The following is a 22,884-nucleotide window of genomic DNA, read 5'->3' as shown; positions in this document are numbered from 1 at the left end:
TCGAAAAAAGCTATTACGAGCAACTCCAGGTTTCATAAAGTTGTGTCTACTATATTGACATAAGCTCACACGTTCCCATTTCAGCTCTATTAGCTGCAAAAATCCAGTATAGCTGCCTAAGTAAGACTTACCAAGCATTATAACTGTATAGAATCCAGTATAGCGAAGCGAGTTCCCTTGGAAAACTTAGCCTATACTTCCGAAGCGAGTTCCCTTTGGAAAACTTATCCTATACTTCCGAAGCGAGTTCCCTTCGGAGCTTAGCTCTTTCTTCCATAGCGAGCTTCCTTTCGGAATCTTAGCCTATACTTCCGAAGCGAGTTCCCTTCGGAGCTTAGCTCTTTCTTCCATAGCGAGCTTCCTTTCGGAATCTTAGCCCATACTTCCGAAGCGAAGTTCCCTTCGGAAACTTAGCCCTTCTTCCGTAGCGAGCTTCCTTTCGGAATCTTAGCCCTTTCTTCCGTAGCGAAGTTCCCTTCGGAAACTTAGCCCTTTCTTCCGTAGTGAGTTCCCTTCGGAAACTTAGCCCTTTCTTCCGAAGCGAGCTTCCTTTCGGAAACTTAGCCCTTTCTTCCGTAGCGAGCTTCCTTCGAAAAACCTTTAGGAGGATCAACCAATGAATCTCATCAACATTTTGACTATCTCGGGAAGTCTCCGTGCGCAATCATCCAATTCGGCGCTGCTTCAGGGGATTGCTGCACTGGCTCCTGGGCATTTTCGCTTCACTGACTATAATGGCCTTGGTGATCTGCCTCATTTTAATCCGGACCTTGATGGCGATGGTGACCTTCCGCATGCAGCGGTAAGCGATCTGCGCGCACAATTGAAGCTAGCCGACGCGGTGATCCTATGTACGCCAGAATACGCAAACGGCGTGCCCGGTGTCCTCAAGAACGCACTGGACTGGATCGTGTCCTCGGGCGAATTTGTGCATAAACCGACTGCTGTAATCAGTGCGTCGCCGAACCCTCTGGGCGGTGACAAAGCTCATGCCTCTTTGCTTCTCACTTTAACGATGATGACCGCCAGCATCGTGGAGAATGGCAGGCTGATGGTACCGTTTGTTCGTTCAAAGGTCAGCAGCGAAGGCGTCATCACTGATTCCTCAACAGCCGTGGCCTGCACACTGATGCTCCAATCGCTTGAACAGTCTATCCATCTCAATAAATACTGAGCCTCATCCGTTATCATCCGAACAAAAAAACAAGCTGTTCCGAAAGCAGCAATCGCCCTGCTTTTGGAAACAGCTTGTTTTATTTCTTTACATATTTGCGTGCTTTCTCGATGGCTTCGTCTTCTGTCGGCGCCGTAATGTAGCGTCCATTAATGAAGATGAAAGCAAACCGAGAGCACGGGCCGCAATAAGATTTGCACGCCACCTTGACCTCAGTGCCTGGCGCTATTTTCTCCAGCTTAGTCAGCATGCTTTTTATTTTCATATGCTTGCATTTGTCACATATCCGAATATCGTTCGCCATGTTAGTCTCCCCGCTCCGCCTTCTGCTGCAGCCTTGCTTGCTTAGTGGTCGCCGTGATTGCCTTTAGTCGGATTGGAAATAGCAAAGCCTTCCTGCGGTACGTAGAAATAATCGATTCTTACGCCGTCCAGCAGGTCGATACCCTTTTCCAAAATAACGCTGATTCCTTTATCGGTCTCAACCACTTCATCGTTTGCGCCCGGATCGTCCATTTTCATTCCATAATGGGCATGATCGCCATGGGAATGAGTAATGAATACACGAAGAAACTTTCCTTCGTTCTCCGGGTTGTTAATTTCCTCTTGGAGGACTTTTGCAGCATTACGTGTTATTTTGCAATTCAAATGAATTCATCTCCTATCGTTTATTTGGAATACCCCATCAAAAAATCTATGCTAACAATCCGTCATTCTATTGTAAAGAAACCACCGGCAATGTTCAACCCGCTATTGCAAATGTGTACCGTATTTTCTCTCCATATAGCGGGTGTAGAACTCCGCTGCAATCATCGTTACTGCGATGTCGTCTATTGGCAGAAAAGGAAGCACATCCGGCATCACCCAGTATAGAAGGACCGGTACAAGATAGAGAAGCTTGTCCATTGTCTTGACTTCCTTTGAAATAAGCAAGCGGTAAATCCGAACGAATACGAAACGCCAATGACGGAGCGAAAGTAGTTTGCTCATGCTGCTCGACCTCCTTTTCGCCAATTATAGCATAGGATCAAAAAAGAGCCGCATCGGCCATTAATGCCGCGCAGCTCCAAAGGAGAATATTACTTGCGAATCACTGCCTCCATGGCAGCAAGCAGAAGCGGTCGAATCTCGTCGTATAAATCAGGGAACGAGTCAATCCGGAGCGGATTGATGCCCAGCCCTACTTCAACTGTATAGCCCGGCCTGCGGAATTCATGAATAAACCAGTCCTTGTAACCCGCATCACTGCCGCGGAGCTTCACAGGCTTATACCCGCTTGCCTGCCCAAGCTGCGCCGCAATTCGTTCCGCTTCAGGCGGCTCATATCCCCGATAATTCCAATAAATCTCCTGTCCCTGCGTATGCAGGGCAATCACCAGATCAAACTGCTGCTCGGCAGTGAATTCTGCCAGTGCTCTTGCTTCCGGTTCGGTGAGCGGGGCTTCGCCCGGGTAATCACGCTGGCCTGGACCTGTAACGGCGCGCCGTGCCACCTCCTCTTCCCAGAAGGCAGGGAACTGGTCATTCAAATCGACGCCTCGTGCATTTGCTTTCCATTTGGTAAATCGAAGCGACTGCCGGTTCCACTGAAAAAGCTCTGTATAATGCGGATGATCAGGTCTTAACCCTTCTTGGACCAGCTCGACACCGTCCGGATTTACCATCGGCACGAGCCAGACCGTCACCTGCTGCAGCAGCTCTCTTATCGCTATTCCGCCTAGCTGTGATCCTATAGAGGCTGCTTTTGCGGCATCCTCTATAAAAGTCATCAGCAGCGGTGCAGTAATCCATTCATTGGCATGCATCGCAGCGTTAACATGAACTTTACGGGGCCCCTCCCCCAGCCGAAGAGCGTGAATTGGCTTCCCCATCACACTGCTGCCGATTTGTATACGCTGTAGAAACGGATACTCATGCTCGAGTACCGTTATATCCTCATCCAGCTCCCGGAAGCCATATTCGGCACGAGGATCAATAATGCGGTGATAGCGGCCCCCGGGAATGGAAAGCATCTGGCCGGGGACAAGTTTCTTCGGATCGAGAAAAGGATTAGCCTTAAGCAGATCCATAAGCGGAATGGAGAAAATGGAAGTCAGCCGGAGAAGTGAATCCTCCGGCTGAACGCAGTACATAACAGCTTCATGCGGCGGGATGAATAAGAGCAAGCCGGGAAGCAGCTGAGATGAAGCAATAAACTGCGGATTAGCCGCTTGCAGCGACGCAGCATTCACCCCGAACCTCCGGGCGATCCGAAGCAGCGTATCTCCCGGCTGCACAACATAAGGAAGCATGTTTGTGACCTCCTCAAAGTTTTCCGAAGGAAAACGATCTTCGTAAGCATGAATTGAGTTCCTCGCAGGAAACTTGCCTTGTACGCTTAAGCTTAAAGTTGTCGATGGAAGCGAACCTTTCACGAATAAACTTGAGCTTCCGATGGAAACTTCCTCCGACGCATAAGCCCTGAGTTTTCCGATGGAAAACTTGCTTTACAAGCGTAATTTCCCCCTGCAGGGTCTAGTCACATGCTATGCAGCTGCTGCCGGTGTCATACCACCTTTCGCTAAACCGTCGCTCTGCGCAGAAATAAGAATGAGATAATCATATAGCAGACGGTTAGTGGCAACAACCAAATTGCAATCTGGAATGCAGTCAGCTCCCGCAGGACATTAAAGATGTTATCCCATAGCTCGTAACGATTGATTAAGAAGGTTCCGACGGTACCCGCTACCAGCGCAATGATTGCGCCTAAAGTCATCCCGGTCTTCCCATGACGCCGATGAAGACTGGCAATCACGAATCCCAAGAAGAAAATATGGAACATCCCTATCAAATAGATCGCCAGTTGTTGAAAGAGAGAGCCGTCATTCAAATAAGGAAGCTTGAAGAAATGAAGATGGACCCCCCACCCGTTTGTCACATCGGCTTCCAGGTAAGACAGTAGACTTAATATGATTGCTGTAAGCACGCTCACAATAAAGGCAGTTAGCGTCGTCCCAAGAAAATAATCTGTTCTTCGTACAGATAGACCGAGGGCGAACGGGAATGACTGCGTTAAGGTAATGATGCCGATAACTAACATATAGATGAAAATCGAGGTTATGCCGCCGGAATAAAATTTATCGTTGTTCTCAGCCATAAACAAGCCCACAATGATATTAACGACGAAGCTGGAGCCCAGAATAATCCAAGGCATCAGCAGCCAAAAGACTTTACCTCTCCACTGCATATACAAGACCGCATTTAACCGATTCATTTGGAATTCACATCCTTCGCTTGATGTTTGCCGCCTGTTAAGTGGACAATCAGCTGCTGCATCGATACGGGGATAAGCTGCAGTCCCTGATCAGATGCTTCTCTTCGATCTGCCTGGGACAACTCGCCCATGAAGGTAACGGACACCATTGCGCCCAGAGGCTCACGGTTGATTACTTCTCTGCCGGCTGTAAAAGCATTAACCGCTGTCGTTAACCCGACGACCGTGCAGCCCAAACCCCGGAGAACATCCGCCTCTTCATTCATAATGAGCTTCCCGCCGTCAATCACCATGACATGCTCCAAAATCCGGCTTACCTCATCAATAAGGTGAGTGGACAATAAGACCGTACGCGGATACAGCGAATAGTCTTCAAGCAGCCGGTCATAGAATAAACTTCGCGCTACGGCATCAAGCCCAATGTAGGGTTCGTCAAAGATGGTGAGCGGCGCTCTGCTGGCGAGTCCGATAATAATGCCCACGGAAGAAAGCATCCCTCTGGATAATTTCTTTACTCTTTGTTTGACCGGCAATCTGAAATCCAAGAGCAGCTGCTCAGCAAACTGCTGATCCCAATTCGGATAAATGACAGCAGCGACTTTAAGCACATCGATAACACGGAAGTGATCCGGGTATTTCTGACTTTCCTTAATGAAGCACAATTGACTCAGAACAAGATTATTCTCATAGGGGTGTTCACCGAATACGCTCAGCTCACCGCTTGTAGCGAATTGTTGGGCGGTCAATATGTGCATGATGGTCGTTTTCCCCGCTCCGTTCCTCCCCAAAAGCCCATAAATCTTGTCGGCTTCGAGTGTGAAGGTAACCTCGCTTACTGCATGTACATTCCCAAATGTCTTGGTCAAGCCTTTCACTTCAACAATCTTCGTCATTATTCTTTCTCCCCCTTCCTGATCATGTCAGCCAATTGGTCTGCTGTAATGCCAAGCCTCTGTGCTTCCTTCATCATCGTGACAATGTATTGTTCGAAAAACTGCTCTTTCCTTTTCTCCACCAATATTTCGCGAGCACCAGTCGATACAAACATTCCAATCCCCCGCTTCTTATACAAAATTTGTTGATCCACGAGCAAATTAACGCCTTTAGCTGCTGTTGCCGGGTTAATTTGATAAAAGGCGGCGAATTCATTGGTAGAAGGAACTTGAGATTCTTCCGCTAATCCGCCATTTATAATATCGTCCTCAATCCGCTGGGCGATCTGGACGAATATCGGACGGCTGTCATCAATCAAAGAAACCATTTTCCTCACCACCTCATTGGTTAGTTACTCATGTAACTAACCATATAACCTCTGCGAATATTTGTCAACAAAAAAAAGCAGTTCCTCGTCAAAATGGACGAATGAACTGCTTTTTTTAGGGCGGCAGCCGGTAGGCTATCCGATTTTGGGAACCTGCCAGACAACGGGTGTAAGCTCAATCTGTTCGCCAAGCCACTGCTGCGCAATCGTCTTGAACATTCGGGGCTCCCCGCTGCAAAAAAATTGATGGACCGGTGAATCCTCATTGCGCGCAAGCTTGTTACGATCATGTAAGATCGTACTAATCTCACGGGCTGTCTCATCATTCGAGCTTATTAATGCCACTTCTCTCCCCATCACTTCCGAGATGGTATCGGCAAGGAATGGGTAATGGGTGCATCCAAGAATCAGGGTATCCAGCCTGCGCTGCTTCAAGGGGGCCAGAGAGGATCGAACCGCCTCATAGGTTTCCGGGGATCGGAAATTCCCTTGTTCGACCAGCGGAACAAACTTCGGACACGCCAGACTTATCACTTCAAGACTTGGCGACAGCTGCTTAAGTGCATATTCATAGGCACCGCTGCGGATCGTACCTTCGGTGCCTATGACACCGACGATGCCGGTTTGCGTACGCCCATTCGCCGCTCTTGCGCCGGGGTGGATAACGCCTACGACAGGAATCGCAACCCTGGAACGAATGTCTTCGAGCGCGACAGCTGTTGCTGTGTTACATGCTATTACAATCATTTTCGGACGAAATTGAATAAGATAGTCAACGATTTGCCGAGTAAACCTTGTTACTTCATCCGCAGGACGCGGACCGTAAGGAGTCCGGGCGGTATCGCCGAAGTAAATGATTTTTTCTCGGGGAAGCTGACGCATGACTTCCTTGACGACAGTTAAACCGCCTACGCCAGAATCCAATACTGCGATCGGTTGTTGCACGGACACACCGCTTTCTTGTACGTTTTGGCTGGACTTCAATAGAATATGAATGCTGTTAAAAAAACGTACCTACATCTTAGCGCAAAACGGGACAAGGTACAAGCTGGGACAGGCATAGAGTAAACATGGTTTTGTAAATCTTGGGAGAACGCAAAAAAAACGCTTAGCGAGGGCTCTTATCATAAAGCCCCTCGCTTAAGCGCATAAATTTCCATCCGTTCGAATTAGCTGTATTGAGGCAGCCAGTCGCCATGAGCTTCAATCAGATCGTCACACATCGCGACGATATCATCCATGGACAGCTCGGCTGAAGTATGCGGATCAAGCATAGCCGCATGATAGATATGCTCGCGCTTGCCCGTAATCGCTGCTTCGATCGTAAGCAGCTGTGTATTGATATTCGTCCGGTTCAGCGCTGCCAGCTGCGGCGGCAAATCACCGACGAATGTAGGCGTTACGCCATTGCGGTCAACAAGGCAGGATACCTCGACACAGGCTTCACGAGGCAAGTTCGTGATCAAGCCTGTATTCATTACGTTACCGCCGATTTTGAACGGGACATTCGTCTCGATAGCTTCGAAGATATATGACGCATATTCATGGGAACGCTTATGATGCAGCTCAGGGTTGTTTACGAGATCCTGCTTCAGCTTCTTCCAATTGCCGATCTGCTCGATGCAGCGGCGCGGATACTCATCCAGCGGGATATTGAACCGATCCACAAGCTCCGGATAATTGCGTTTAATGAAGTACGGATGATACTCGGCATTATGCTCCGAGGATTCCGTGATATAATAACCGAATTTCAGCATCATTTCGTAACGGACCATATCATGATGTTTCTCTTTTTGCTTCTCACGGGCGCGGCGTTTGATTTCCGGATACAAATCTACGCCATCCTTCGAAACCTCAAGCAGCCAAGCCATATGGTTAATGCCTGCGATCTTGGATTTAACCCCGGTGTCATCAAGCTCCAAATGCTTGAACAGATCACGGACACAGGCTTGAACGCTGTGGCACAAGCCAACAGTCTTAACTCCGCCGTAAGTGTTCATCACATTCGTCAGAACCGCCATCGGGTTCGTATAGTTCAGGAATAACGCATCGGGACAAACCTCTTGAATATCACGGGCAAAATCAAGCATAACCGGAATTGTCCGAAGGTTCCGGAAAAGACCGCCAATGCCTACCGTATCGGCGATGGTCTGGCGCAGACCGTATTTCTTCGGAATTTCAAAATCGGTAATGGTGCACGGATCATAGCCGCCGACTTGAATCGCATTTACGACGAATTTTGCCCCGCGGAGCGCTTCTTTGCGGTCCGAATAGGCTTTTATCACACAGGTGCTGCCGCTTGTATTCTTAATATGCGTGAGCATGCTCTCAGAATCAGCAAGACGCTCTGGATTGATATCGAAGAGTGCAAGCTCAAATCCTTGCAGGGCAGGCGTCTTCAAGCAGTCACCTAGAACATTTTTCGCAAACACTGTGCTTCCCGCACCAAGAAAGGTAATCTTAGACACTTTGGTTCCTCCTAAGAAATAAGTTATGAAAGCGGATTAATGTATTCAACAATTTCAACTATAGAGCAAAATCACCTGTTAAGAGTAGGAAATAAAGTATGATTGTTATGGACATTTGTAGTTTAATATTATACGCTTAATATAGAGCGCCGATTGCTCAGCAGCGGAAGGAAGTGCGATTGAAGATGAGTCCGCAGATCGACCATTTCAAGTTTCATGTTGGATCGAATACACAGCCTGGCCACGGAGAATTATCCGTTCTATTCAGCGGCGAAGGGAAACCGCATCCGAATCATCAAATCGGGCCGGCCGTTCATAATTATTATTTAATTCACACCGTAATGTCTGGCCATGGGATATTCGAAACAGACGGTACCCGATATGAATGCTCCAAGGGAGATACCTTTGTCATTTTTCCCGATACGCTATTTACGTACAAAGCACATGATTCCGACCCTTGGCATTACCGCTGGGTCGCTTTTAGAGGACATATGGCAGGGCCGATACTCGCCAGTATCGGCATTTCCCCAGCTCATCCTATCATTGCCTGCAGCGATTATCGGGCTTTAATTCCCCTCTATCGTAAGATGCAGCAGACGCTTGAGCATACCCCGTTCCCTGAGCTCGCCGATTTGGAAGCAAGCGGGCTGCTTCGTATTCTGCTTAAGGAATTCGGTGAGCTTAATGCGGATAAATTGACCTTCAACTCCTTAACGATTATTCCGGATATGGAGCGGCAGATTAAACAAGCCGTCCGCTACCTCTCTTATCAATTCGCTAAACCCATTGCAATTGATGATCTATCAAGGAGCCTGGGCTACCACCGAACCCATTTATCCAAAATGTTCAAGCAATACACCGGCCTGTCGCCTATGCAATTTCTGCTCAAAGTAAGAATGGAGCGGGCCAGGGAGCTCCTAACCGGCCAGGTTCATTTATCCATCGATCAGGTTGCCTCATCGGTTGGCTATAGCGATGCCCTTTATTTCTCCAAGCAGTTCCGCAAAACCTTCGGCTCATCACCGACCGAATACCGCTCCAATCATCGGACTGAGCATTCTTAAGCAAGTAGTGACCTATATCAAAAATGATCTATGAACCGTCTTGACACGAAGACGGTTTTTATTTTATTATTTAGTTAAACAATTTAACTATTTACATTTAAACTATTCACTGATGAAGGAGTTGCAACATGGAGGTGGATGATAGTTGAAGCTGCCGGGAGATCTGCCGCAGAACTCCAATCAAGAGGCCGAACGCTTTCAAAGAGCGATGAGTACGACGAACCGTAAAATCGTTTCCTTAATTACTGAACAACTCGAAGATGGCTTAACCGGTCCGCAGTGCTATATTTTGAAGCTGATCTCGGAGGAGAAGCGGGCAACCGCCTCCCTGCTTGCTGAGCGGATGGAAGTAAAGCCAAGCGCAATTACGGTCATGATTGACCGGCTTGTCCAGCACGGCTTCGTCAGAAGATTAACCGATGAGCAGGACCGACGTGTTACACTGCTGCTCTTGACCGATAAGGCTGCTCTTGCGCTCGAGAAGGTGCTCGCGAACTCAAGGGACATCTTCGGCAAGCTGCTGCTAACCTTAGAACCCGCTCAAAGGGAACCATTCATTCAAGCCTTCGAACAGATCGCCTTAGCTGCATCAAATTTTGAATAGGAGTTGAACCATAATGGCAGCAAAACAAATGAAGGCCCCGGCGAATGCCGAGCCGCAGAACGAGTCCTTCAAGAACAAGGGAATGCTCATTGCCGGCCTGATGATCGCGATGCTGTTCGCTTCACTGGATAATACGATTGTCGGTACAGCAATGCCGAAGATTGTAGGCGAAATGGGCGGGCTCGGTCTTATTACTTGGGTTACAACCGCTTATATGCTAACATCGACAACCGTTGTTCCGATTGCCGGCAAACTGGCGGATTTGTTCGGACGCAAGCTCATTTATGTATTGGGTATTCTTATCTTTATCGGCGGCTCCGCCCTGTGCGGCGTTGCTCAATCCATGGAGCAGCTGATCATCTTCCGCGGCATTCAAGGGATTGGCGGCGGTGTAATGATGCCGATGGCGATGATTATTATCGGGGATTTGTTCACCGGGAAGCAGCGTGCCAAATGGCAGGGGATGTTCGGCGCAATCTTCGGTCTCTCCTCTGTGATCGGTCCGCAAATCGGGGGATGGATCGTCGATTCCGTCAACTGGCACTGGATCTTCTTCATTAACCTTCCGGTCGGATTCGCAGCTCTCGCCTTCATCGCAGCCGGATTGCCGCGTCATAAGTCAAGTGGCGCCGTCACTATCGATTATGCAGGTATCGTCACCATGATTGTCGGGGTAGTAAGCTTACTGCTCGCTCTATCTCTGGGCGGCAAAAACTATCCTTGGGCTTCCTGGCAAATCATCGGAATGTTCATTCTGGCCGTCGTTTCCTTAGTATTATTCGTTCGAATCGAATCCCGGACAAGCGAACCGATTCTGCCGATGCATCTGTTCAAGAATGGAACCTTCACCAAAGTTAACGGAATCGGCTTCTTCATGAGTCTCGGGATGTTCGGAGCTGTTGTCTTCGTGCCTCTGTTCATGCAGGGAATCGTAGGCATCAGCGCCTCCGCCTCCGGAACGGTCATGATGCCGATGATGCTTGCCCTAATTGCAGCAAGTGTTGTCGGCGGTCAGTTCGTTTATAAAATCGGGGTGCGCCGTCAAATGGTCGCGGGGATGGTTATTGCAGCCGTCAGCTTCCTGCTCTTGTCCACCATGGATCAAGGCACCACACGCTTATTGGCTTCGTTGTACATGATTATAATGGGTGTCGGAATCGGTCTGGTTATGCCGCTGCTTACCTTGATATTGCAGGAGAGCTTCAAGAAAGAGGAGCTGGGCGTCGTTACTTCCTCCAGTCAATTCTTCCGGTCCATCGGAGGAACATTCGGAATCACGATCCTGGGGGTTATTATGAACCATACCTCAAGCGGTGAACTTGGCAATAGATTGACACCGATAATCAACGACATTACTTCAAGCGATGCAACTCAAGCTTTCAAAGAAAAGACGTTAGGCCTTATTCAAACGGATCCGCAAGCCCTCTATAATTCCTTATTAAATAAAGAAGCATTGAAGCAAATTCCTGCGGATGCGGTTAATAAAATCGTTCCGGTCCTGAAATCGACGCTTGTCGATTCTTTGCACAGCGTCTTCTTATACGGTCTTGGCTTTATACTGATCGGTGCGATTCTTGCCGTTTTCCTTGGCTCCATTAAGCTTAAACAGCGCTCCAAGGAAGAGAAGCAGGAAGCTGCGCTGCAGACAGCAGAATCCCATTAATCCAATTGACAAACCTAAGAGCTTAGCCATTGCGCAATTTGCAATAGCTAAGCTCTTAGTCGTAGAAGATGGCATTTGGATTAACCGACCGTTTGCAGTTCGGATTTATCTACATCGGATTCCAGTGCACTTTCAACAGAGTCGGCTTCAAGTAAATTACCGGCTTCGTCAGAAATATCATCCAGCTCCTCATCATTACGCAGTGAACGCCAGTTGCGAACACTGTCGATAACATTGCTGGCGGTATCCTTGGCTTTTCCGGCAAAATCCGTCGCACTCTCACTAACTTGCTTGGCGATGCGCGTTGTTGTGCCTCCTACTTGACCTGCAATATGAACCGTACGCTCGCTGACTTGCTGCGCGCTTACGACGATATCCTTGCGCAGCTCACGGCCAGCTTTAGGTGCTAACAACAGCGCTGTGACGGATCCGGCAACACCGCCAGCAATTGCCCCCAGCAGGAAGTTTCTTGCGTTTTTATTTTTTGCCATGATGATCGCTCCCTCAAGTTTGTAGTCATTCATTATCGTGCCCTTCGTCATGCTCGGAACATACGGGAGGAGAGTTTTCTTTGCGCTTCGTTTGCCAAAATTGCCAGGCTGCATACCCTACTTCCGCCCAATCAAGGGCATCGGCAATTTGATGCTTATATTTGCCTCCGGCTTTGGCTATATGGCGATCTGCTGTTTGGGCCATCGCATCCGATAAGCGGCTGACAGTACAAGATACAGTTTCTGCCGACTGCCCGATACGCTTTGTGGCTTCCATCAGCTTGGAGACGCCGTCCAGCTGGCCTTGAATGTTCTGCATCACCGTTGTTGTCGTCTGAACAAAATCGGTGACCTGGGCCGATGCGGCATGTGCCTGCCGCTCCATATTCTCCGCAGTATGCACGAGCCTAGCCAGCTTACGATCAGCTGCACGCAGCCAAAGCAAAATACCGGCGACAAGCAACACAAACGCAGCGGCAAACACAGCCTGAAACCAAACGCTGCTCATTCGTCTTCCCTCCTCACTTATCCCTAAGCACTAGACGAATGCCCAATTCGTAATGTCATTATAAGCAGCATGGGCTTGACTTGACACAAGATAAGCGCAGGCAACCGGAAATATCTGCGAATAAGAAAAACCGGTAACAAAAAAACACGGGTTAAATCTCCCGTGTCTGTCCGTTATTCGTAATATTGGATATTCGATAACTGCATTTCTCGCCGCCCTTAGCCAAACATTCCGTCCGCTCCACTCCAGTACCCAATAAATGCTCAAACAAGGTAAGCTCACATTGACAGGCGTGCTGATAACGCTTCGCAACCTGGGCAATCGGACAATTATATTCATTCAATACAAAAGCGTCGTTTTCATCGTGAAGCTGAACCATATAGCCGCCGTCATTCTGAATAACAGCAAGCTCCGTTATCTTCTCCCTCAAGGACTTTCCTTCCATCCGATAAGCATAACGTTCAATCAGCTTTCTTTTCCGGCCTTCGAATAAACGTTCTACCAAAGCTGCCGTCTCCGGATCATCCTCGAGCTCTTCAAGAAGATCAAGGGCAAGCACATGATAATTCTTCGGAAATAAATGCTCGGCTTGTTCGGTTAATTGAAAGCGGTGCGTCGGTCTGCCGATTGCTTGACGGATAACGATCGGCGTAATCAGTCCATCGCGTTCAAGTGTGCTCAAATGCCTCCGAACGGCCATCTCCGTAAGTTGAAGCTGTTTGGCCAGCTCAGCTGCATTCAACTGCCCTTGTGTCTTCAGCAGCGTAAGAACAGTATGACGCGTGGACCCCTCCTGCTTCACAGGCAGCTCTCTCTGCGCAAAAGGATCTCCTAGTTGTTCCAAGCCCATCACCACCCTGCGCGTTCAACGGCTCTATTTTCTTCGTCCTATGGGCCATTGCATATTAGCGTCATTGTAACGCATTTTCATTATTTCGTAAATCAATCGGATAAGGCGGAAAAACACAGAAAGCGGCGAAAGGCATTTGCCTTATCGCCGCTTTCTGTGTTTACTTACGCTCCTAACTCCTGAAGGAGATACCGTTCAACTGCTGCCTTGAATGCCATTAAGTCAGAAGGCAAAGTGATTGTAACGGGGTGCCGTTCCCCTCTTGGCCATTCATAATATTCTTGAACTAACGGCCGGCGAAGACGAACGAGATTAAGCAGCGGTTCTCGCAGCTCATCTGCAAAAACCTGTTCACCTGCAATAATGTCCACGATATCCTCATAGCTGCTGGCATCCCGCATAATAAACCCATCGATTATGCAGCTGCCGATATCGGTAACCGTCTCAATCGCTAGATGGATGGCACGTTCTTGTGCAAATGCTTGAACAAGGCTTCCATCCCACTGCGCTTCAAGTGTCTTCAGTGCTTCCACAATGGATGGAATCACGGAAAGTCTGGCTGATAATTGTTCACGGTTTACATAGTACATCCGATTATATCCCTGCCTCGTGTGTTACCGTTTATTCTTACGCGCCTTGCGCTTCAGCCACACAGTCATAATAATACAGCTGAAAATGATAACCAATAAATAGGTCATCATTTCAAATACATCGCCCATAATTACCCGCCTTTTACACTTCGTAGTCGACGCTTACGGACGACTCTCGGACTTCAGACATATGCTCGATCACTTTTTTGTGAACCGGATGGATTTGGTAAGCATTCAACCCTTCCATGGATTCAAATTTGGTAACGAGGGCAATATCATAAGAACGGTCGGAATGAATAATATCGACTCCGACTTCCAGGAATTTAAGCTCTTCAATCTTGCCTTCCATATCCTTCAGCACTTGTGCTGTACGAGCTACGCTTGCTTCTGAACGGTCTTTTAATTTAAACAATACGATATGCGTAATCATAACAATCAATCGCTCCTTATTCCTTATAATGGTTGAATGCATTCCCCTGCGAACATAATTGCATGACAAGCACCCTTTTGTCACATAATAACCTAAGCTGCTGCTACTCGGCAATCTTCCAGCAAAGGGGAGTTACGTATGCGTTATCCGGTAACCATTGTCGCCACACTGATTGGTGTCGCTTTATGCTTGTATAATTATACAGGATATGATCCGCATAATTTCGTTTTCTTCATGTTTAGCGTCCCTGGCTGGTTCGCTGATCTCGTTATGGATATACATGAGGTAAGTGTCTTCTGGATGTATGTATTAACGATCGGAAGCTATGCCATTCTTGGCTTCATCTGCGATTTGATTATAGCGAAGAGCCGGAGCAGCAGACGGTCTTACGACTGAATGCCTCACAATTCCATACCCTGATTAATTTCAAAAAAAGGAGCCGCATCAAGGGCTCCTTTTGTTTATGCTATTCTACAATGAGAACGGACTTCATGTCCAAGTGACCTGTACCGCACATGACCGCACAGTGCATATCATATTTGCCTGGTTTCAGCTCAAGATCCTGTTCCAACTTGTCACCTTGAAGGTCTACGCCAAGATCAGGAATCGCAAGACCGTGAACGCCGCTCTTATTAATGAGCTTCAGTTTTACTTTACCTGCTTTAACTTTGTATTCCTTCTCACCGAATGTAAAATCACTGTTTGCTTCGACCTTTACTAATGTTGTGTCAGCAGGTACTACTTCCTCAACAGGTTTACCTGGAAGTTGAGTGGTCAGCAAGTAGACGCCCAACACGGAGGCGGCTAAGAATAAGACGATCATAACATACTTGTGCATTACAATTGCTCCCCTTCATCATTAAATGTCTACTTCTTATATTACCTAAGATCAGCCGCTATTCTCAACCTTTAACTGCGCAAAAAGGTAAACTTTTTTCGCTATTTTGACAAAACGATGAACGTTACTTCACCATATACGCCTTCAGAAGCCGTTCCGCTTCCGCTTTGACAAACGTCCAAAGAAACGAAAAAGTATGCTCATAACCCCGACAGCGGTAGGTTGCGGTCAATCCATCCGCACTTCTCTTGGCCTCATTAACCTGAATCCCGCACTCCCGAAACTGTTTGCGCATATCCGCAAGCTCGAGCAATACCCTGTCCTGAAGACCGCGGAGCATCGATTCATACAGACGGGGCAGCTTCGTCGCCGTCGAGCCGACGATGCGAATATCGTGATCCAGAATTCGAATGACAATTCCCAGCATTACATATCGTTTCACAAGCTCCAGCTCTTTGCCAATTTGAACGGACGGCTGAGAACCAATTTCAACGGCCATGAATCCCCCTCCAAATCCAACTCTTTATATAGGAACATTTGTTCTCATTATAAACTAGCAAAGAGTCTGTTGCAAGTGCACAGTTCTCCAGCATTGAACAGCTCGGCGGACTATGACGGTGGAAGGTGAAATAGTTGAAAAAAAAGAAGAAGCCGCCCTTTTCAGGATGGCCTTCAATGAGGAGAGCTATACGATTTGACCTTACTTTTTGTTTTTAAGCACTTCTATCAGCTGGCGCAGCCGATCCGGCATCGGAATACCGATTCGGCCCAGATTTTCTGTAATTGAGATTAGCTCATTAGCCATATAGAAATAGATCGCCCCGCCCATGGCCAGGTTATTGATTTCCATGAGCATATCAATCCGATGAGCCAATAAAATAACCAGCAGCATAATCCCTTTTTTGGCGAGTCCCCAAGCGCCAAAGCCGCTGTTCAGACCCCTTTTCTCCGATAACGCGGCCGTAACCCCTGTAATATAATCGATCCCCATTGCAACCAGCAGCAGGGTTAGCGATTCCGGCCACATTCCGAACGAAAACGTAAGAACAGAACCCAAAACCCCCATGAACGAGCACGCCATGAAATGTTGCACAGCCTCACTCTCCCTAATATGGAATACGTTATACCATATGCGAGAGTTGATGAGGTTGTCCTTCCGGCTGTACCGGGCAGGGGCACAAAGTTTTGGAGCTGGACACGGCATTTGAATACGGAATTCTAAACGGCTCTGAACCGGTAGCTTACACTCGAAAAATCGCCATGCGGCCTGTCTTTGGCAATACCCGCAAACATCAGCTCATCTCCGCCGATCCTTTGATCTTCCCCAATCCATTCGTAAGTGCGGTTAGGATCAAGACCCTTCAACCGCAGCCGGCTAAGCGGAGCATTCGGTTCACTGAGAACGCTCGTATGCACAAGGAAAACTTCCTTCTGGTCCTTCGACACAAACATCCAAGCCGTCTCGTTTCCTTCGAACGGGCTGAGCAGCCGGTAGAAGGTGCCGAACTGCACAAGCTCGCGGACTTCTTTGACAAGCGCAACCTGGCGCTTAACCTCTTCTTTATCCGCTTCCGTGAACTGCGTCAAGTCCAGCTCATAACCAAAATTACCGGACATTGCTACATCGCCGCGCGTGCGAAGAGGCGTTATTCTGCCTGTCTGATGGTTTGGCACCGCTGAAACATGAGCCCCCATTGTGCTGATTGGATAAACGATACTTGTTCCATATTGAATCTTCAGTCTGGAGACAGCATCCGTATTATCGCTTGTCCACGTCTGCGGCATGTAGTAAAGCATGCCCGGATCGAATCGTCCGCCGCCGCCGGAGCAGCTTTCGAACAGAATCTCAGGGAAGGCCGCCGTAATCCGCTCCAGCACGCTGTAAAGCCCCAGCATGTAGCGGTGAGCCGTTTCCCGCTGGCGTTCAGCAGGCAGAAGCGCGGATCCGATCTCCGACATGTTCCGGTTCATATCCCATTTCACATACGTGATTGGGGCGCTGTTCAGAATTTCACTTAGCGACTGAACAATATAGGTTTGTACATCCTCACGGGAGAGATCCAGAATCAGCTGCTGCCTGCCTTCAGTTCTGCGATACCCAGGCACATGCAGGCACCAATCCGGGTGAGCGCGATACAGTTCGCTGTCAGGCGACACCATTTCAGGCTCAAACCACAGACCGAATTGCAGTCCATGGCTGCGCACACGCTCTGCCAGATCATTCAAGCCGTTCGGCAGTTTCTTATAATCAACGACCCAGTCGCCAAGCGAGCTGTTATCGCTGTCGCGCTTTCCGAACCATCCATCATCAAGAACGAACAGCTCGATGCCAAGCTCGCTTCCCGCTTGTGCGATCGACTCGATTTTCTCGGCATTAAAGTTGAAATACGTCGCTTCCCAGTTGTTCACAAGTATCGGACGAACCGCATCCCGGAATGAGCCGCGGCACAAGCGTGTACGATAAAGCTCATGATAGACATGCGACATGCCGCCAAGACCGGCTGCTGAGAACACCATAACCGCCTCCGGAGTTTGAAAGGACTCTCCTGCCTCTAAACGCCAGCTGAAATCAAAAGGATTAATGCCTAAATACGCACGGGAGGTATGGAATTGGTCAACCTCAACCCCGCCAACGAAGCTTCCGCTGTACACAAGGCTGAAACCGAATACTTCACCTGTATCCTCAGTTGCGCCCTCGGAGAGAAGCGCGAAGAACGGATTATTCATATGGCTGCTTGAACCGCGGCGGCTCTCGACCGATTGCGTTCCAGGAGTCAGCGCCCGGCGATGGACGTAACGCTCACGCGACCAAGCTCCGGAAAGCTGCAGGAGATCAAAGCGGTCATGCGGCAAATCTACACTCATGCTTAAAGCGCTGCGAAGCGTCATCACTTCAGCGCTTGCATTCACAATTCGGGTGGAACGAATGACTGCATCGAATGCTTCAAATACCGTATAAGACAACTCCACCTCAAGACCCGATGTGGAATCGGCAAGTGTAACCATTAACGTCTGAGCCTCTTCCGCACTCTCCGTGTAAACGGAGGGAAGTCCGGCCAATGCCGGTTTGCCGGAAACGATGCGGTGTGAAACATATTGAAGCTCCGTTACGGTTGTCCCATTGGACAACTGCACGGAGTATGCAGGGTTTCGGAAGTCAGAAGTGCCGTATCCCGGGTATTCCTGCGGCAGCGTATCAAGTGAGATGGTTCGGTCCTCAGCGACCGGATTGGGAGAAAAGGATGCTCTCTCTACGCGAGCCAGCAAACGGTTCGGGTTTGCTTCATTCAGCTTGCGTCCCCAATAAAGATGGGTCGGATAGCCGCGCAGCGATTGAAAGATATAGCTCATAGATTTGGTCTGAAGGTGAAAAAGCTGATTTGCAGCATCGAATTGAATCGCCATGGAATAAAGTCCTCCTAAAAGTTTTGTGAGGCTGTGCTTTCTGAGTGTCTTCGCAACAAAACTCGCTTCGGAAGCATAGGCTCAAGTTTTGCGAAGCTGTGCTTCTTCTCGAAAGCGCAGCTTAAGGATGTCGATTCAAGTATAGGAGTTTGGCCTTGACCGTGAAATGGATGCTTTTAGCCTCAATATGGAGAAATGTAGGATTCGGCTCTCTCTAAACAAGCTTGAAGCCTCCTGAGTGCTTCTGGAGGCCATAGAGAAAAGTCTTCAATACCTCGTCTTTTACGTAGCTGCTCTGCTTTTCGGTCTAAATCACTAACACTCATTTTTCCTTTTATTTCATTCAATTCCTTTTTCATTTTGAACCACGATCTAGAGACACAAAAAGACGAGCCAATAGCAGGCTCGCCTTCCTTTACAAGATGATTTACTGCAATATATAGAATCGTATTGAAAAAATTACTGGCCTGAGGGAACAATGATATCCTGTGAAATACCGACTGGAATACCGAAATCCGGCTTTCCATCTGGAAGCCAACCAAATTTTTGAACCCGGGTGCTGCGTAAGTGAAGCTCTGCATTCGGAGAAGGAAGCGCGTGATAAACAATCCAATCTTCAGTTCCATCCGGAGATACAGTAAAGCTATTGTGACCTGTAGCAAACACACCGTTTTCAATACTTTTTTGGAAAACCGGATGAGGAGATTTCTCCCAGGAGGCAGGATTCATGAGATCATCAGATTCGTTCATTGTTAACATTCCAAGTGAGTAGTCTTCCGACCAAGTCGTACTTGCTGAGTAAATCAGAAAAATAAGTCCATTTCTTTTTAAAATCACGGGGCCTTCATTGATGGCCATTCCACCTTGCTTTTCCCAATCTAATGTTGGCGCAGTAAGCAGCACATGATCTGATTCAAGGGTCCACGGATTCGTCATACGTGCTATATAAATGGCGGATCCATAGTCGGGGAATTTACCATAACCTGCATATAAAAAATAAAGTTTATTCTTATGTATCATCACAGTCCCGTCTAAGCCGGGATAAGGGGTAGCGATTGCGCTTTTCCATATCCAATTATCCGAAAGAGGATCATTTTCTGTGTTTTCGAGCACGCAAATTCGCCTTGTATCATCCCCGCCACCATCATTAGCTGTAAAGTAGATGTACCATTTTTCATCAATTCGATGGATCTCCGGTGCCCAAAGATGATAACTATATGGGCCATTTTCTTCGGGTACCCAGACAACTTTCTTAATCCCGTTTGCAATATCGGTCAAGGCAGCCGACTTTACGAGCTCTAGTCTCCCATTTTGTGTGGACATGAAATAGTAATATCCGTCACTATGCCTCAATATCCAAGGATCTGCAGCTTGTTCAAGAATAGGGTTACGAAAAGTGTCTGAAATTTGTACTCTCCCCCTTAGTTCGTGCTTAGGATGAATGAATTACAAAACCAATCTCATCTTTATATAAGTGACTCTTGTTAGCTGAAGTTTGTGAAAACGCCTTAATTAGTTCCTAAAAATAAGGAGCTTCTGTAAGATTTCGACGGTCGAAAAACCATCACCTGCTTACTTCATGCTTTTTATCGATCTGAGAAAGGACTCCGTGCACTAGACAGGCATCTGACAAGCCGGCACTCACATAGTGTATTACAGGAAGATGATACCATCTTAAAGGGGTGCTCTGGAACATGACGAAAATGGGCTTTGAGGACGGCGCGCTCTTTGAGCTCCGATTTTGGCTGCAGGTACTTGGCGATCATGCGAGGTTTATCCGGGATGCGCTGGCTCCAGGAGAAGCTGCGGAAATATCCCGTGCACAGCAGTTCATTCAAACCTTTGATAAGTTGTTGGATTCAGCGCGGCTGAATCTGGATGGCGGGAGCATCGCTGCCTTGCTTCAAACTGTCAATCCTTGGACCTCACAATTGCGTACCTATAAACTTCATTTGCTGCAACGGTCGCTAACGGGGAATATCGACATCCACTTAGCCCCGACGTTTTTGAGTCATATGGTCAATGAGCTCGAGGAAGCGATGCGCGTTTTTACGGCACTGACAAGCGGCCAGCTGCCTCCTCCGGGACCGGCGATTCACCAGCATTTATTATGGCTTCAAGATGCAGTCGGCCACGCGGGCACCTTCTCAGGCGAATTTGATCTGGTAGAGAAGAGCTGGAAAAACAAGAGCGGGGAATTCGAGCTCTACTTTCAAAACTGTTATTTCAAAGCGATCGAGCTTGCGGGTTATATGCGCACTAACTTGGCGGATTTCCCTGCTTTACGCCGGTTTAATCAAGAAGCGAATACCGTTATGCTCCTCTTCATGAAATTTCTGTCCGAAGTTGAGGAGCTCACGGTACGAAAAGAATTGCTGGGCACGTTAACACAGCTAGTCCCCGATCATATGTACCGGGAAGAGTGCTATTATTTGACTAAACTCTCTCAAGCTGCTGCAGGCGTGCCCCGCCCTGATTGCGATCCTACCAAACCTAGAGCCGGGAACTAATCTAATAGAAAGATGCCGCTCCAATCACGTTCACTTACCTCAAGGACAGTCGGAAGTACGATGACATGATTGGACAGCCCCACCGACAATGTCAGTGTCATAAAAATCGACCAAGTCCCTAATCCTTTCACTTTCACCGCCAGTAAGCCTCCCTTCAGCCATTTCCCAAATGTTCCCTCGAGTTGACCGATCCAATACGCTTTCAGGCAGCGATGAATAAAATCCGCCTTTCTTTGGTACGCTGTAAAAAAAGCGAATTACTGGAAAGGTCGGGAGCCCGTGCCAACTTCCATCTCCTCTCATATCGAACCTAATATCGCTTATATTCAGAGCGTATTTAAAGATTGCAGTGACTTATCCATTATTCCGTGGCAGTATGGACCACGTTTGATGAACAGAGCGGTCTCCGTTTATTTCGATACGATGGTGCTGGATAAGAAGACAAACTACTTTAAACAAACGCTTCAGGATATCGTTCCCCGGGAGATCGGTGCCGGTACCGATGTCTCGCTTGCGATGATTATCGAATGCTTCAGCAGGCATATTGCCTCACAGGAAAGCGCCATACTGCTCGATGATTTCGAGGTTGTGGAACGCTTGCTGCTCTCCGGAAGCCTGATTATCTTCATCGATGGCTGGAATAAGGTGATCAGCTACCGGGCCGGCAATATTGAAACCAGGCAGGTGGATGAGCCGGTAACCGAACCCGTCGTACAAGGACCCCGGGAATCCACCGTAGAAAATTTGAAGAAGAACATCGGGATGATTCGAGCACGCATCCAGCATCCGAGCATGAAATTCAATTATGTCCCTACCGCGGGTTACGCGAGAACGACGATTGCTTACGGCTATTTGGAAGGGGTCGTCGACCCGGATGTACTGACGGAATTCGTTTCCCGGATTAATCAACTGCCCAAGGGGGATATATTGGAGACCTCTTATATCGAGGACTGCATCGAGGATTCAACGTGGACACCGTTCCCCCAATACAGGTATACCGAGCGAACGGATATCGCTGCAGCAGCGCTTTTGAACGGAAAAATCATTGTTCTTGTCGAAGGTACGGGGAGCGTTCTGATCTGCCCCGGTTTATTCTTCGAGCTGATGCAATCAAGCGAGGATTATTATCAGCGAACGTTGCTAGCCAATACGATTCGAATCCTGAGATTAATATCTTTTCTGATTGCATTAGGACTGCCGAGCATCTATATCGCGATTTCCACTTTTCATACGGAGCTCATTCCAACCGTTCTGCTGCTCGCCATTATCGACTCCAGGGAGGGTATCCCCTTCCCTGCCTTCGCTGAGGCCATTATTATGAGCTTCATCTTCGAGCTGCTTCGGGAGGCGGGGATAAGGTTGCCGAGGCCGGTCGGCTCGGCAGTGAGTATCGTTGGTGCGCTTGTTGTCGGGGAAGCTGCAATCAGCGCGGGAATCGCATCGCCGATCATGGTCGTCGTAACCGCATTAACAGGGATCGCTTCCTTCTCCATGCCGCAGTACAATTTCGCCATATCCCTCCGGCTGCTGCAGCTTCCGTTGATGCTGCTCGCTGCAGTTCTGGGCGGTTTTGGCTTAATGATCGGGTATCTCCTGATATGGAATCATCTTGTCCGGTTGAAGTCGCTCGGTATTCCCTATATGATCCCGCTCGCGCCATGGATAACCGGACAGCTGCGGGATACGGTGTACCGCAAACCTCTTCGCAGCTTGATCAGTCATAAGAAGCCGACTGCCAAGAACTAGTCCGGTCCTGTCTTCACCGACTTTAGAAA

27 protein-coding genes are annotated in these 22,884 nt (G+C 48.3%); 7 read left to right on the top strand and 20 right to left on the bottom strand.

What is annotated here, in order from left to right:
* Nucleotides 1–616 precede the first annotated feature (616 nt).
* Nucleotides 617–1,174: an NADPH-dependent FMN reductase gene (locus ACFPYJ_RS08835; RefSeq protein WP_379187731.1), complete on the top strand. Its 558-nt coding sequence runs from the start codon at nt 617–619 to the stop codon at nt 1,172–1,174.
* 79 nt (nt 1,175–1,253) lie between these two features.
* Here the strand turns inward: ACFPYJ_RS08835 and ACFPYJ_RS08830 are convergent, their stop codons facing one another.
* The 9 genes from ACFPYJ_RS08830 to melA form a co-directional block, all read right to left on the bottom strand.
* On the bottom strand, nt 1,254–1,478 hold the full coding sequence (locus ACFPYJ_RS08830) for a YuzB family protein (RefSeq protein ID WP_379187730.1): 225 nt from the start codon (nt 1,476–1,478) through the stop codon (nt 1,254–1,256).
* A gap of 41 nt (nt 1,479–1,519) precedes the next feature.
* Nucleotides 1,520–1,822, bottom strand: coding sequence for an iron-sulfur cluster assembly accessory protein (locus ACFPYJ_RS08825; protein ID WP_379187729.1), 303 nt, complete (start codon nt 1,820–1,822; stop codon nt 1,520–1,522).
* 102 nt (nt 1,823–1,924) lie between these two features.
* The gene (locus ACFPYJ_RS08820; RefSeq protein WP_379187728.1) at nt 1,925–2,164 is read right to left on the bottom strand and encodes a hypothetical protein; all 240 of its coding nucleotides are present in this window, start codon (nt 2,162–2,164) and stop codon (nt 1,925–1,927) included.
* Nucleotides 2,165–2,253: 89 nt separating this feature from the next.
* On the bottom strand, nt 2,254–3,465 hold the full coding sequence (locus ACFPYJ_RS08815) for a M14 family zinc carboxypeptidase (RefSeq protein WP_379187727.1): 1,212 nt from the start codon (nt 3,463–3,465) through the stop codon (nt 2,254–2,256).
* Nucleotides 3,466–3,734: 269 nt separating this feature from the next.
* Nucleotides 3,735–4,427 (bottom strand): hypothetical protein, encoded by a 693-nt coding sequence (locus tag ACFPYJ_RS08810; protein ID WP_379187726.1) that lies wholly within the window; start codon nt 4,425–4,427, stop codon nt 3,735–3,737.
* Nucleotides 4,424–5,320: an ABC transporter ATP-binding protein gene (locus ACFPYJ_RS08805; protein WP_379187725.1), complete on the bottom strand. Its 897-nt coding sequence runs from the start codon at nt 5,318–5,320 to the stop codon at nt 4,424–4,426. The genes ACFPYJ_RS08810 and ACFPYJ_RS08805 overlap by 4 nt, the downstream gene beginning before the upstream one ends.
* Complete coding sequence (locus ACFPYJ_RS08800) at nt 5,320–5,688, bottom strand: GntR family transcriptional regulator (RefSeq protein ID WP_379187724.1); 369 nt, start codon at nt 5,686–5,688, stop codon at nt 5,320–5,322. Before ACFPYJ_RS08800 ends, ACFPYJ_RS08805 begins: the two co-directional genes overlap by 1 nt.
* 135 nt (nt 5,689–5,823) lie before the next feature.
* Nucleotides 5,824–6,633 (bottom strand): glutamate racemase, encoded by an 810-nt coding sequence (racE, locus tag ACFPYJ_RS08795; protein ID WP_379187722.1) that lies wholly within the window; start codon nt 6,631–6,633, stop codon nt 5,824–5,826.
* A gap of 224 nt (nt 6,634–6,857) precedes the next feature.
* Complete coding sequence (melA, locus tag ACFPYJ_RS08790; RefSeq protein ID WP_379187721.1) at nt 6,858–8,156, bottom strand: alpha-glucosidase/alpha-galactosidase; 1,299 nt, start codon at nt 8,154–8,156, stop codon at nt 6,858–6,860.
* A 185-nt stretch (nt 8,157–8,341) separates the two neighbouring features.
* On the opposite strand from melA, the gene ACFPYJ_RS08785 reads away from it, so the two are divergent.
* The 3 genes from ACFPYJ_RS08785 (at nt 8,342) to ACFPYJ_RS08775 (ending at nt 11,487) form a co-directional block, all read left to right on the top strand.
* On the top strand, nt 8,342–9,220 hold the full coding sequence (locus tag ACFPYJ_RS08785) for a helix-turn-helix transcriptional regulator (RefSeq protein ID WP_379187744.1): 879 nt from the start codon (nt 8,342–8,344) through the stop codon (nt 9,218–9,220).
* Between the two features lie 145 nt (nt 9,221–9,365).
* Nucleotides 9,366–9,824, top strand: coding sequence for a MarR family winged helix-turn-helix transcriptional regulator (locus tag ACFPYJ_RS08780; RefSeq protein WP_379187720.1), 459 nt, complete (start codon nt 9,366–9,368; stop codon nt 9,822–9,824).
* A 28-nt stretch (nt 9,825–9,852) separates the two neighbouring features.
* Entirely contained in the window at nt 9,853–11,487 is a 1,635-nt protein-coding gene (locus tag ACFPYJ_RS08775; RefSeq protein WP_379187743.1) for an MDR family MFS transporter, read from the top strand.
* An 80-nt stretch (nt 11,488–11,567) separates the two neighbouring features.
* Here ACFPYJ_RS08775 and ACFPYJ_RS08770 read toward each other — a convergent pair whose 3' ends face one another.
* The 5 genes from ACFPYJ_RS08770 to ACFPYJ_RS08750 form a co-directional block, all read right to left on the bottom strand.
* A complete protein-coding gene (locus ACFPYJ_RS08770; protein ID WP_379187719.1) occupies nt 11,568–11,978 on the bottom strand; it encodes a YtxH domain-containing protein in 411 nt (136 codons plus the stop codon).
* 25 nt (nt 11,979–12,003) lie between these two features.
* Nucleotides 12,004–12,486, bottom strand: a complete 483-nt coding sequence (locus tag ACFPYJ_RS08765; protein ID WP_379187718.1) for a DUF948 domain-containing protein — start codon at nt 12,484–12,486, stop codon at nt 12,004–12,006.
* Between the two features lie 151 nt (nt 12,487–12,637).
* Nucleotides 12,638–13,330 carry a helix-turn-helix transcriptional regulator gene (locus ACFPYJ_RS08760; RefSeq protein ID WP_379187716.1) on the bottom strand — a complete coding sequence of 231 codons (693 nt, stop codon included), beginning with the start codon at nt 13,328–13,330 and terminating at the stop codon, nt 12,638–12,640.
* 170 nt (nt 13,331–13,500) lie between these two features.
* Nucleotides 13,501–13,926 (bottom strand): DUF86 domain-containing protein, encoded by a 426-nt coding sequence (locus tag ACFPYJ_RS08755; protein ID WP_379187715.1) that lies wholly within the window; start codon nt 13,924–13,926, stop codon nt 13,501–13,503.
* A 142-nt stretch (nt 13,927–14,068) separates the two neighbouring features.
* Entirely contained in the window at nt 14,069–14,356 is a 288-nt protein-coding gene (locus ACFPYJ_RS08750) for a Dabb family protein (RefSeq protein ID WP_379187714.1), read from the bottom strand.
* A gap of 138 nt (nt 14,357–14,494) precedes the next feature.
* Between ACFPYJ_RS08750 and ACFPYJ_RS08745 the strand changes: the two genes are divergently transcribed.
* A complete protein-coding gene (locus tag ACFPYJ_RS08745) occupies nt 14,495–14,752 on the top strand; it encodes a hypothetical protein (protein WP_379187713.1) in 258 nt (85 codons plus the stop codon).
* A gap of 70 nt (nt 14,753–14,822) precedes the next feature.
* Here ACFPYJ_RS08745 and ACFPYJ_RS08740 read toward each other — a convergent pair whose 3' ends face one another.
* The 5 genes from ACFPYJ_RS08740 to ACFPYJ_RS08720 form a co-directional block, all read right to left on the bottom strand.
* A complete protein-coding gene (locus tag ACFPYJ_RS08740; protein WP_379187712.1) occupies nt 14,823–15,194 on the bottom strand; it encodes a cupredoxin domain-containing protein in 372 nt (123 codons plus the stop codon).
* 124 nt (nt 15,195–15,318) lie between these two features.
* Complete coding sequence (locus tag ACFPYJ_RS08735; RefSeq protein WP_379187710.1) at nt 15,319–15,693, bottom strand: YhjD family protein; 375 nt, start codon at nt 15,691–15,693, stop codon at nt 15,319–15,321.
* 201 nt (nt 15,694–15,894) lie between these two features.
* Nucleotides 15,895–16,287 (bottom strand): phage holin family protein, encoded by a 393-nt coding sequence (locus ACFPYJ_RS08730; RefSeq protein ID WP_379187709.1) that lies wholly within the window; start codon nt 16,285–16,287, stop codon nt 15,895–15,897.
* A 125-nt stretch (nt 16,288–16,412) separates the two neighbouring features.
* The gene (locus tag ACFPYJ_RS08725) at nt 16,413–18,599 is read right to left on the bottom strand and encodes an alpha-galactosidase (RefSeq protein WP_379187708.1); all 2,187 of its coding nucleotides are present in this window, start codon (nt 18,597–18,599) and stop codon (nt 16,413–16,415) included.
* A 459-nt stretch (nt 18,600–19,058) separates the two neighbouring features.
* Complete coding sequence (locus ACFPYJ_RS08720) at nt 19,059–20,006, bottom strand: glycoside hydrolase family 43 protein (RefSeq protein WP_379187742.1); 948 nt, start codon at nt 20,004–20,006, stop codon at nt 19,059–19,061.
* 287 nt (nt 20,007–20,293) lie between these two features.
* Here ACFPYJ_RS08720 and ACFPYJ_RS08715 point away from each other — a divergent pair, with 287 nt between their 5' ends.
* Nucleotides 20,294–21,109, top strand: a complete 816-nt coding sequence (locus ACFPYJ_RS08715) for a DUF2935 domain-containing protein (protein WP_379187707.1) — start codon at nt 20,294–20,296, stop codon at nt 21,107–21,109.
* Here the strand turns inward: ACFPYJ_RS08715 and ACFPYJ_RS08710 are convergent.
* The gene (locus ACFPYJ_RS08710) at nt 21,106–21,246 is read right to left on the bottom strand and encodes a hypothetical protein (protein ID WP_379187706.1); all 141 of its coding nucleotides are present in this window, start codon (nt 21,244–21,246) and stop codon (nt 21,106–21,108) included. The genes ACFPYJ_RS08715 and ACFPYJ_RS08710 overlap by 4 nt on opposite strands.
* Before the next feature lie 142 nt (nt 21,247–21,388).
* Here ACFPYJ_RS08710 and ACFPYJ_RS08705 point away from each other — a divergent pair, with 142 nt between their 5' ends.
* Entirely contained in the window at nt 21,389–22,855 is a 1,467-nt protein-coding gene (locus ACFPYJ_RS08705) for a spore germination protein (protein WP_379187705.1), read from the top strand.
* The last annotated feature ends 29 nt before the right edge of the window (nt 22,856–22,884 follow it).

The organism is Paenibacillus solisilvae (genome assembly GCF_042656405.1).
Taxonomy (GTDB): Bacteria; Bacillota; Bacilli; order Paenibacillales; family Paenibacillaceae; genus Paenibacillus_Z; species Paenibacillus_Z solisilvae.
This window is presented reverse-complemented; position numbering and strand designations above follow the sequence as displayed.

Coding starts and splice junctions, on each gene's coding strand:
- ACFPYJ_RS08835 (WP_379187731.1), top strand. CDS start 617: ATGAATCTCATCAACATTTTGACTATCTCGGGAAGTCTCCGTGCGCAA.
- ACFPYJ_RS08830 (WP_379187730.1), bottom strand. CDS start 1,478: ATGGCGAACGATATTCGGATATGTGACAAATGCAAGCATATGAAAATA.
- ACFPYJ_RS08820 (WP_379187728.1), bottom strand. CDS start 2,164: ATGAGCAAACTACTTTCGCTCCGTCATTGGCGTTTCGTATTCGTTCGG.
- ACFPYJ_RS08815 (WP_379187727.1), bottom strand. CDS start 3,465: ATGCTTCCTTATGTTGTGCAGCCGGGAGATACGCTGCTTCGGATCGCC.
- ACFPYJ_RS08810 (WP_379187726.1), bottom strand. CDS start 4,427: ATGAATCGGTTAAATGCGGTCTTGTATATGCAGTGGAGAGGTAAAGTC.
- ACFPYJ_RS08805 (WP_379187725.1), bottom strand. CDS start 5,320: ATGACGAAGATTGTTGAAGTGAAAGGCTTGACCAAGACATTTGGGAAT.
- ACFPYJ_RS08800 (WP_379187724.1), bottom strand. CDS start 5,688: ATGGTTTCTTTGATTGATGACAGCCGTCCGATATTCGTCCAGATCGCC.
- ACFPYJ_RS08785 (WP_379187744.1), top strand. CDS start 8,342: ATGAGTCCGCAGATCGACCATTTCAAGTTTCATGTTGGATCGAATACA.
- ACFPYJ_RS08775 (WP_379187743.1), top strand. CDS start 9,853: ATGAAGGCCCCGGCGAATGCCGAGCCGCAGAACGAGTCCTTCAAGAAC.
- ACFPYJ_RS08770 (WP_379187719.1), bottom strand. CDS start 11,978: ATGGCAAAAAATAAAAACGCAAGAAACTTCCTGCTGGGGGCAATTGCT.
- ACFPYJ_RS08765 (WP_379187718.1), bottom strand. CDS start 12,486: ATGAGCAGCGTTTGGTTTCAGGCTGTGTTTGCCGCTGCGTTTGTGTTG.
- ACFPYJ_RS08755 (WP_379187715.1), bottom strand. CDS start 13,926: ATGTACTATGTAAACCGTGAACAATTATCAGCCAGACTTTCCGTGATT.
- ACFPYJ_RS08750 (WP_379187714.1), bottom strand. CDS start 14,356: ATGATTACGCATATCGTATTGTTTAAATTAAAAGACCGTTCAGAAGCA.
- ACFPYJ_RS08745 (WP_379187713.1), top strand. CDS start 14,495: ATGCGTTATCCGGTAACCATTGTCGCCACACTGATTGGTGTCGCTTTA.
- ACFPYJ_RS08740 (WP_379187712.1), bottom strand. CDS start 15,194: ATGCACAAGTATGTTATGATCGTCTTATTCTTAGCCGCCTCCGTGTTG.
- ACFPYJ_RS08735 (WP_379187710.1), bottom strand. CDS start 15,693: ATGGCCGTTGAAATTGGTTCTCAGCCGTCCGTTCAAATTGGCAAAGAG.
- ACFPYJ_RS08725 (WP_379187708.1), bottom strand. CDS start 18,599: ATGGCGATTCAATTCGATGCTGCAAATCAGCTTTTTCACCTTCAGACC.
- ACFPYJ_RS08715 (WP_379187707.1), top strand. CDS start 20,294: ATGACGAAAATGGGCTTTGAGGACGGCGCGCTCTTTGAGCTCCGATTT.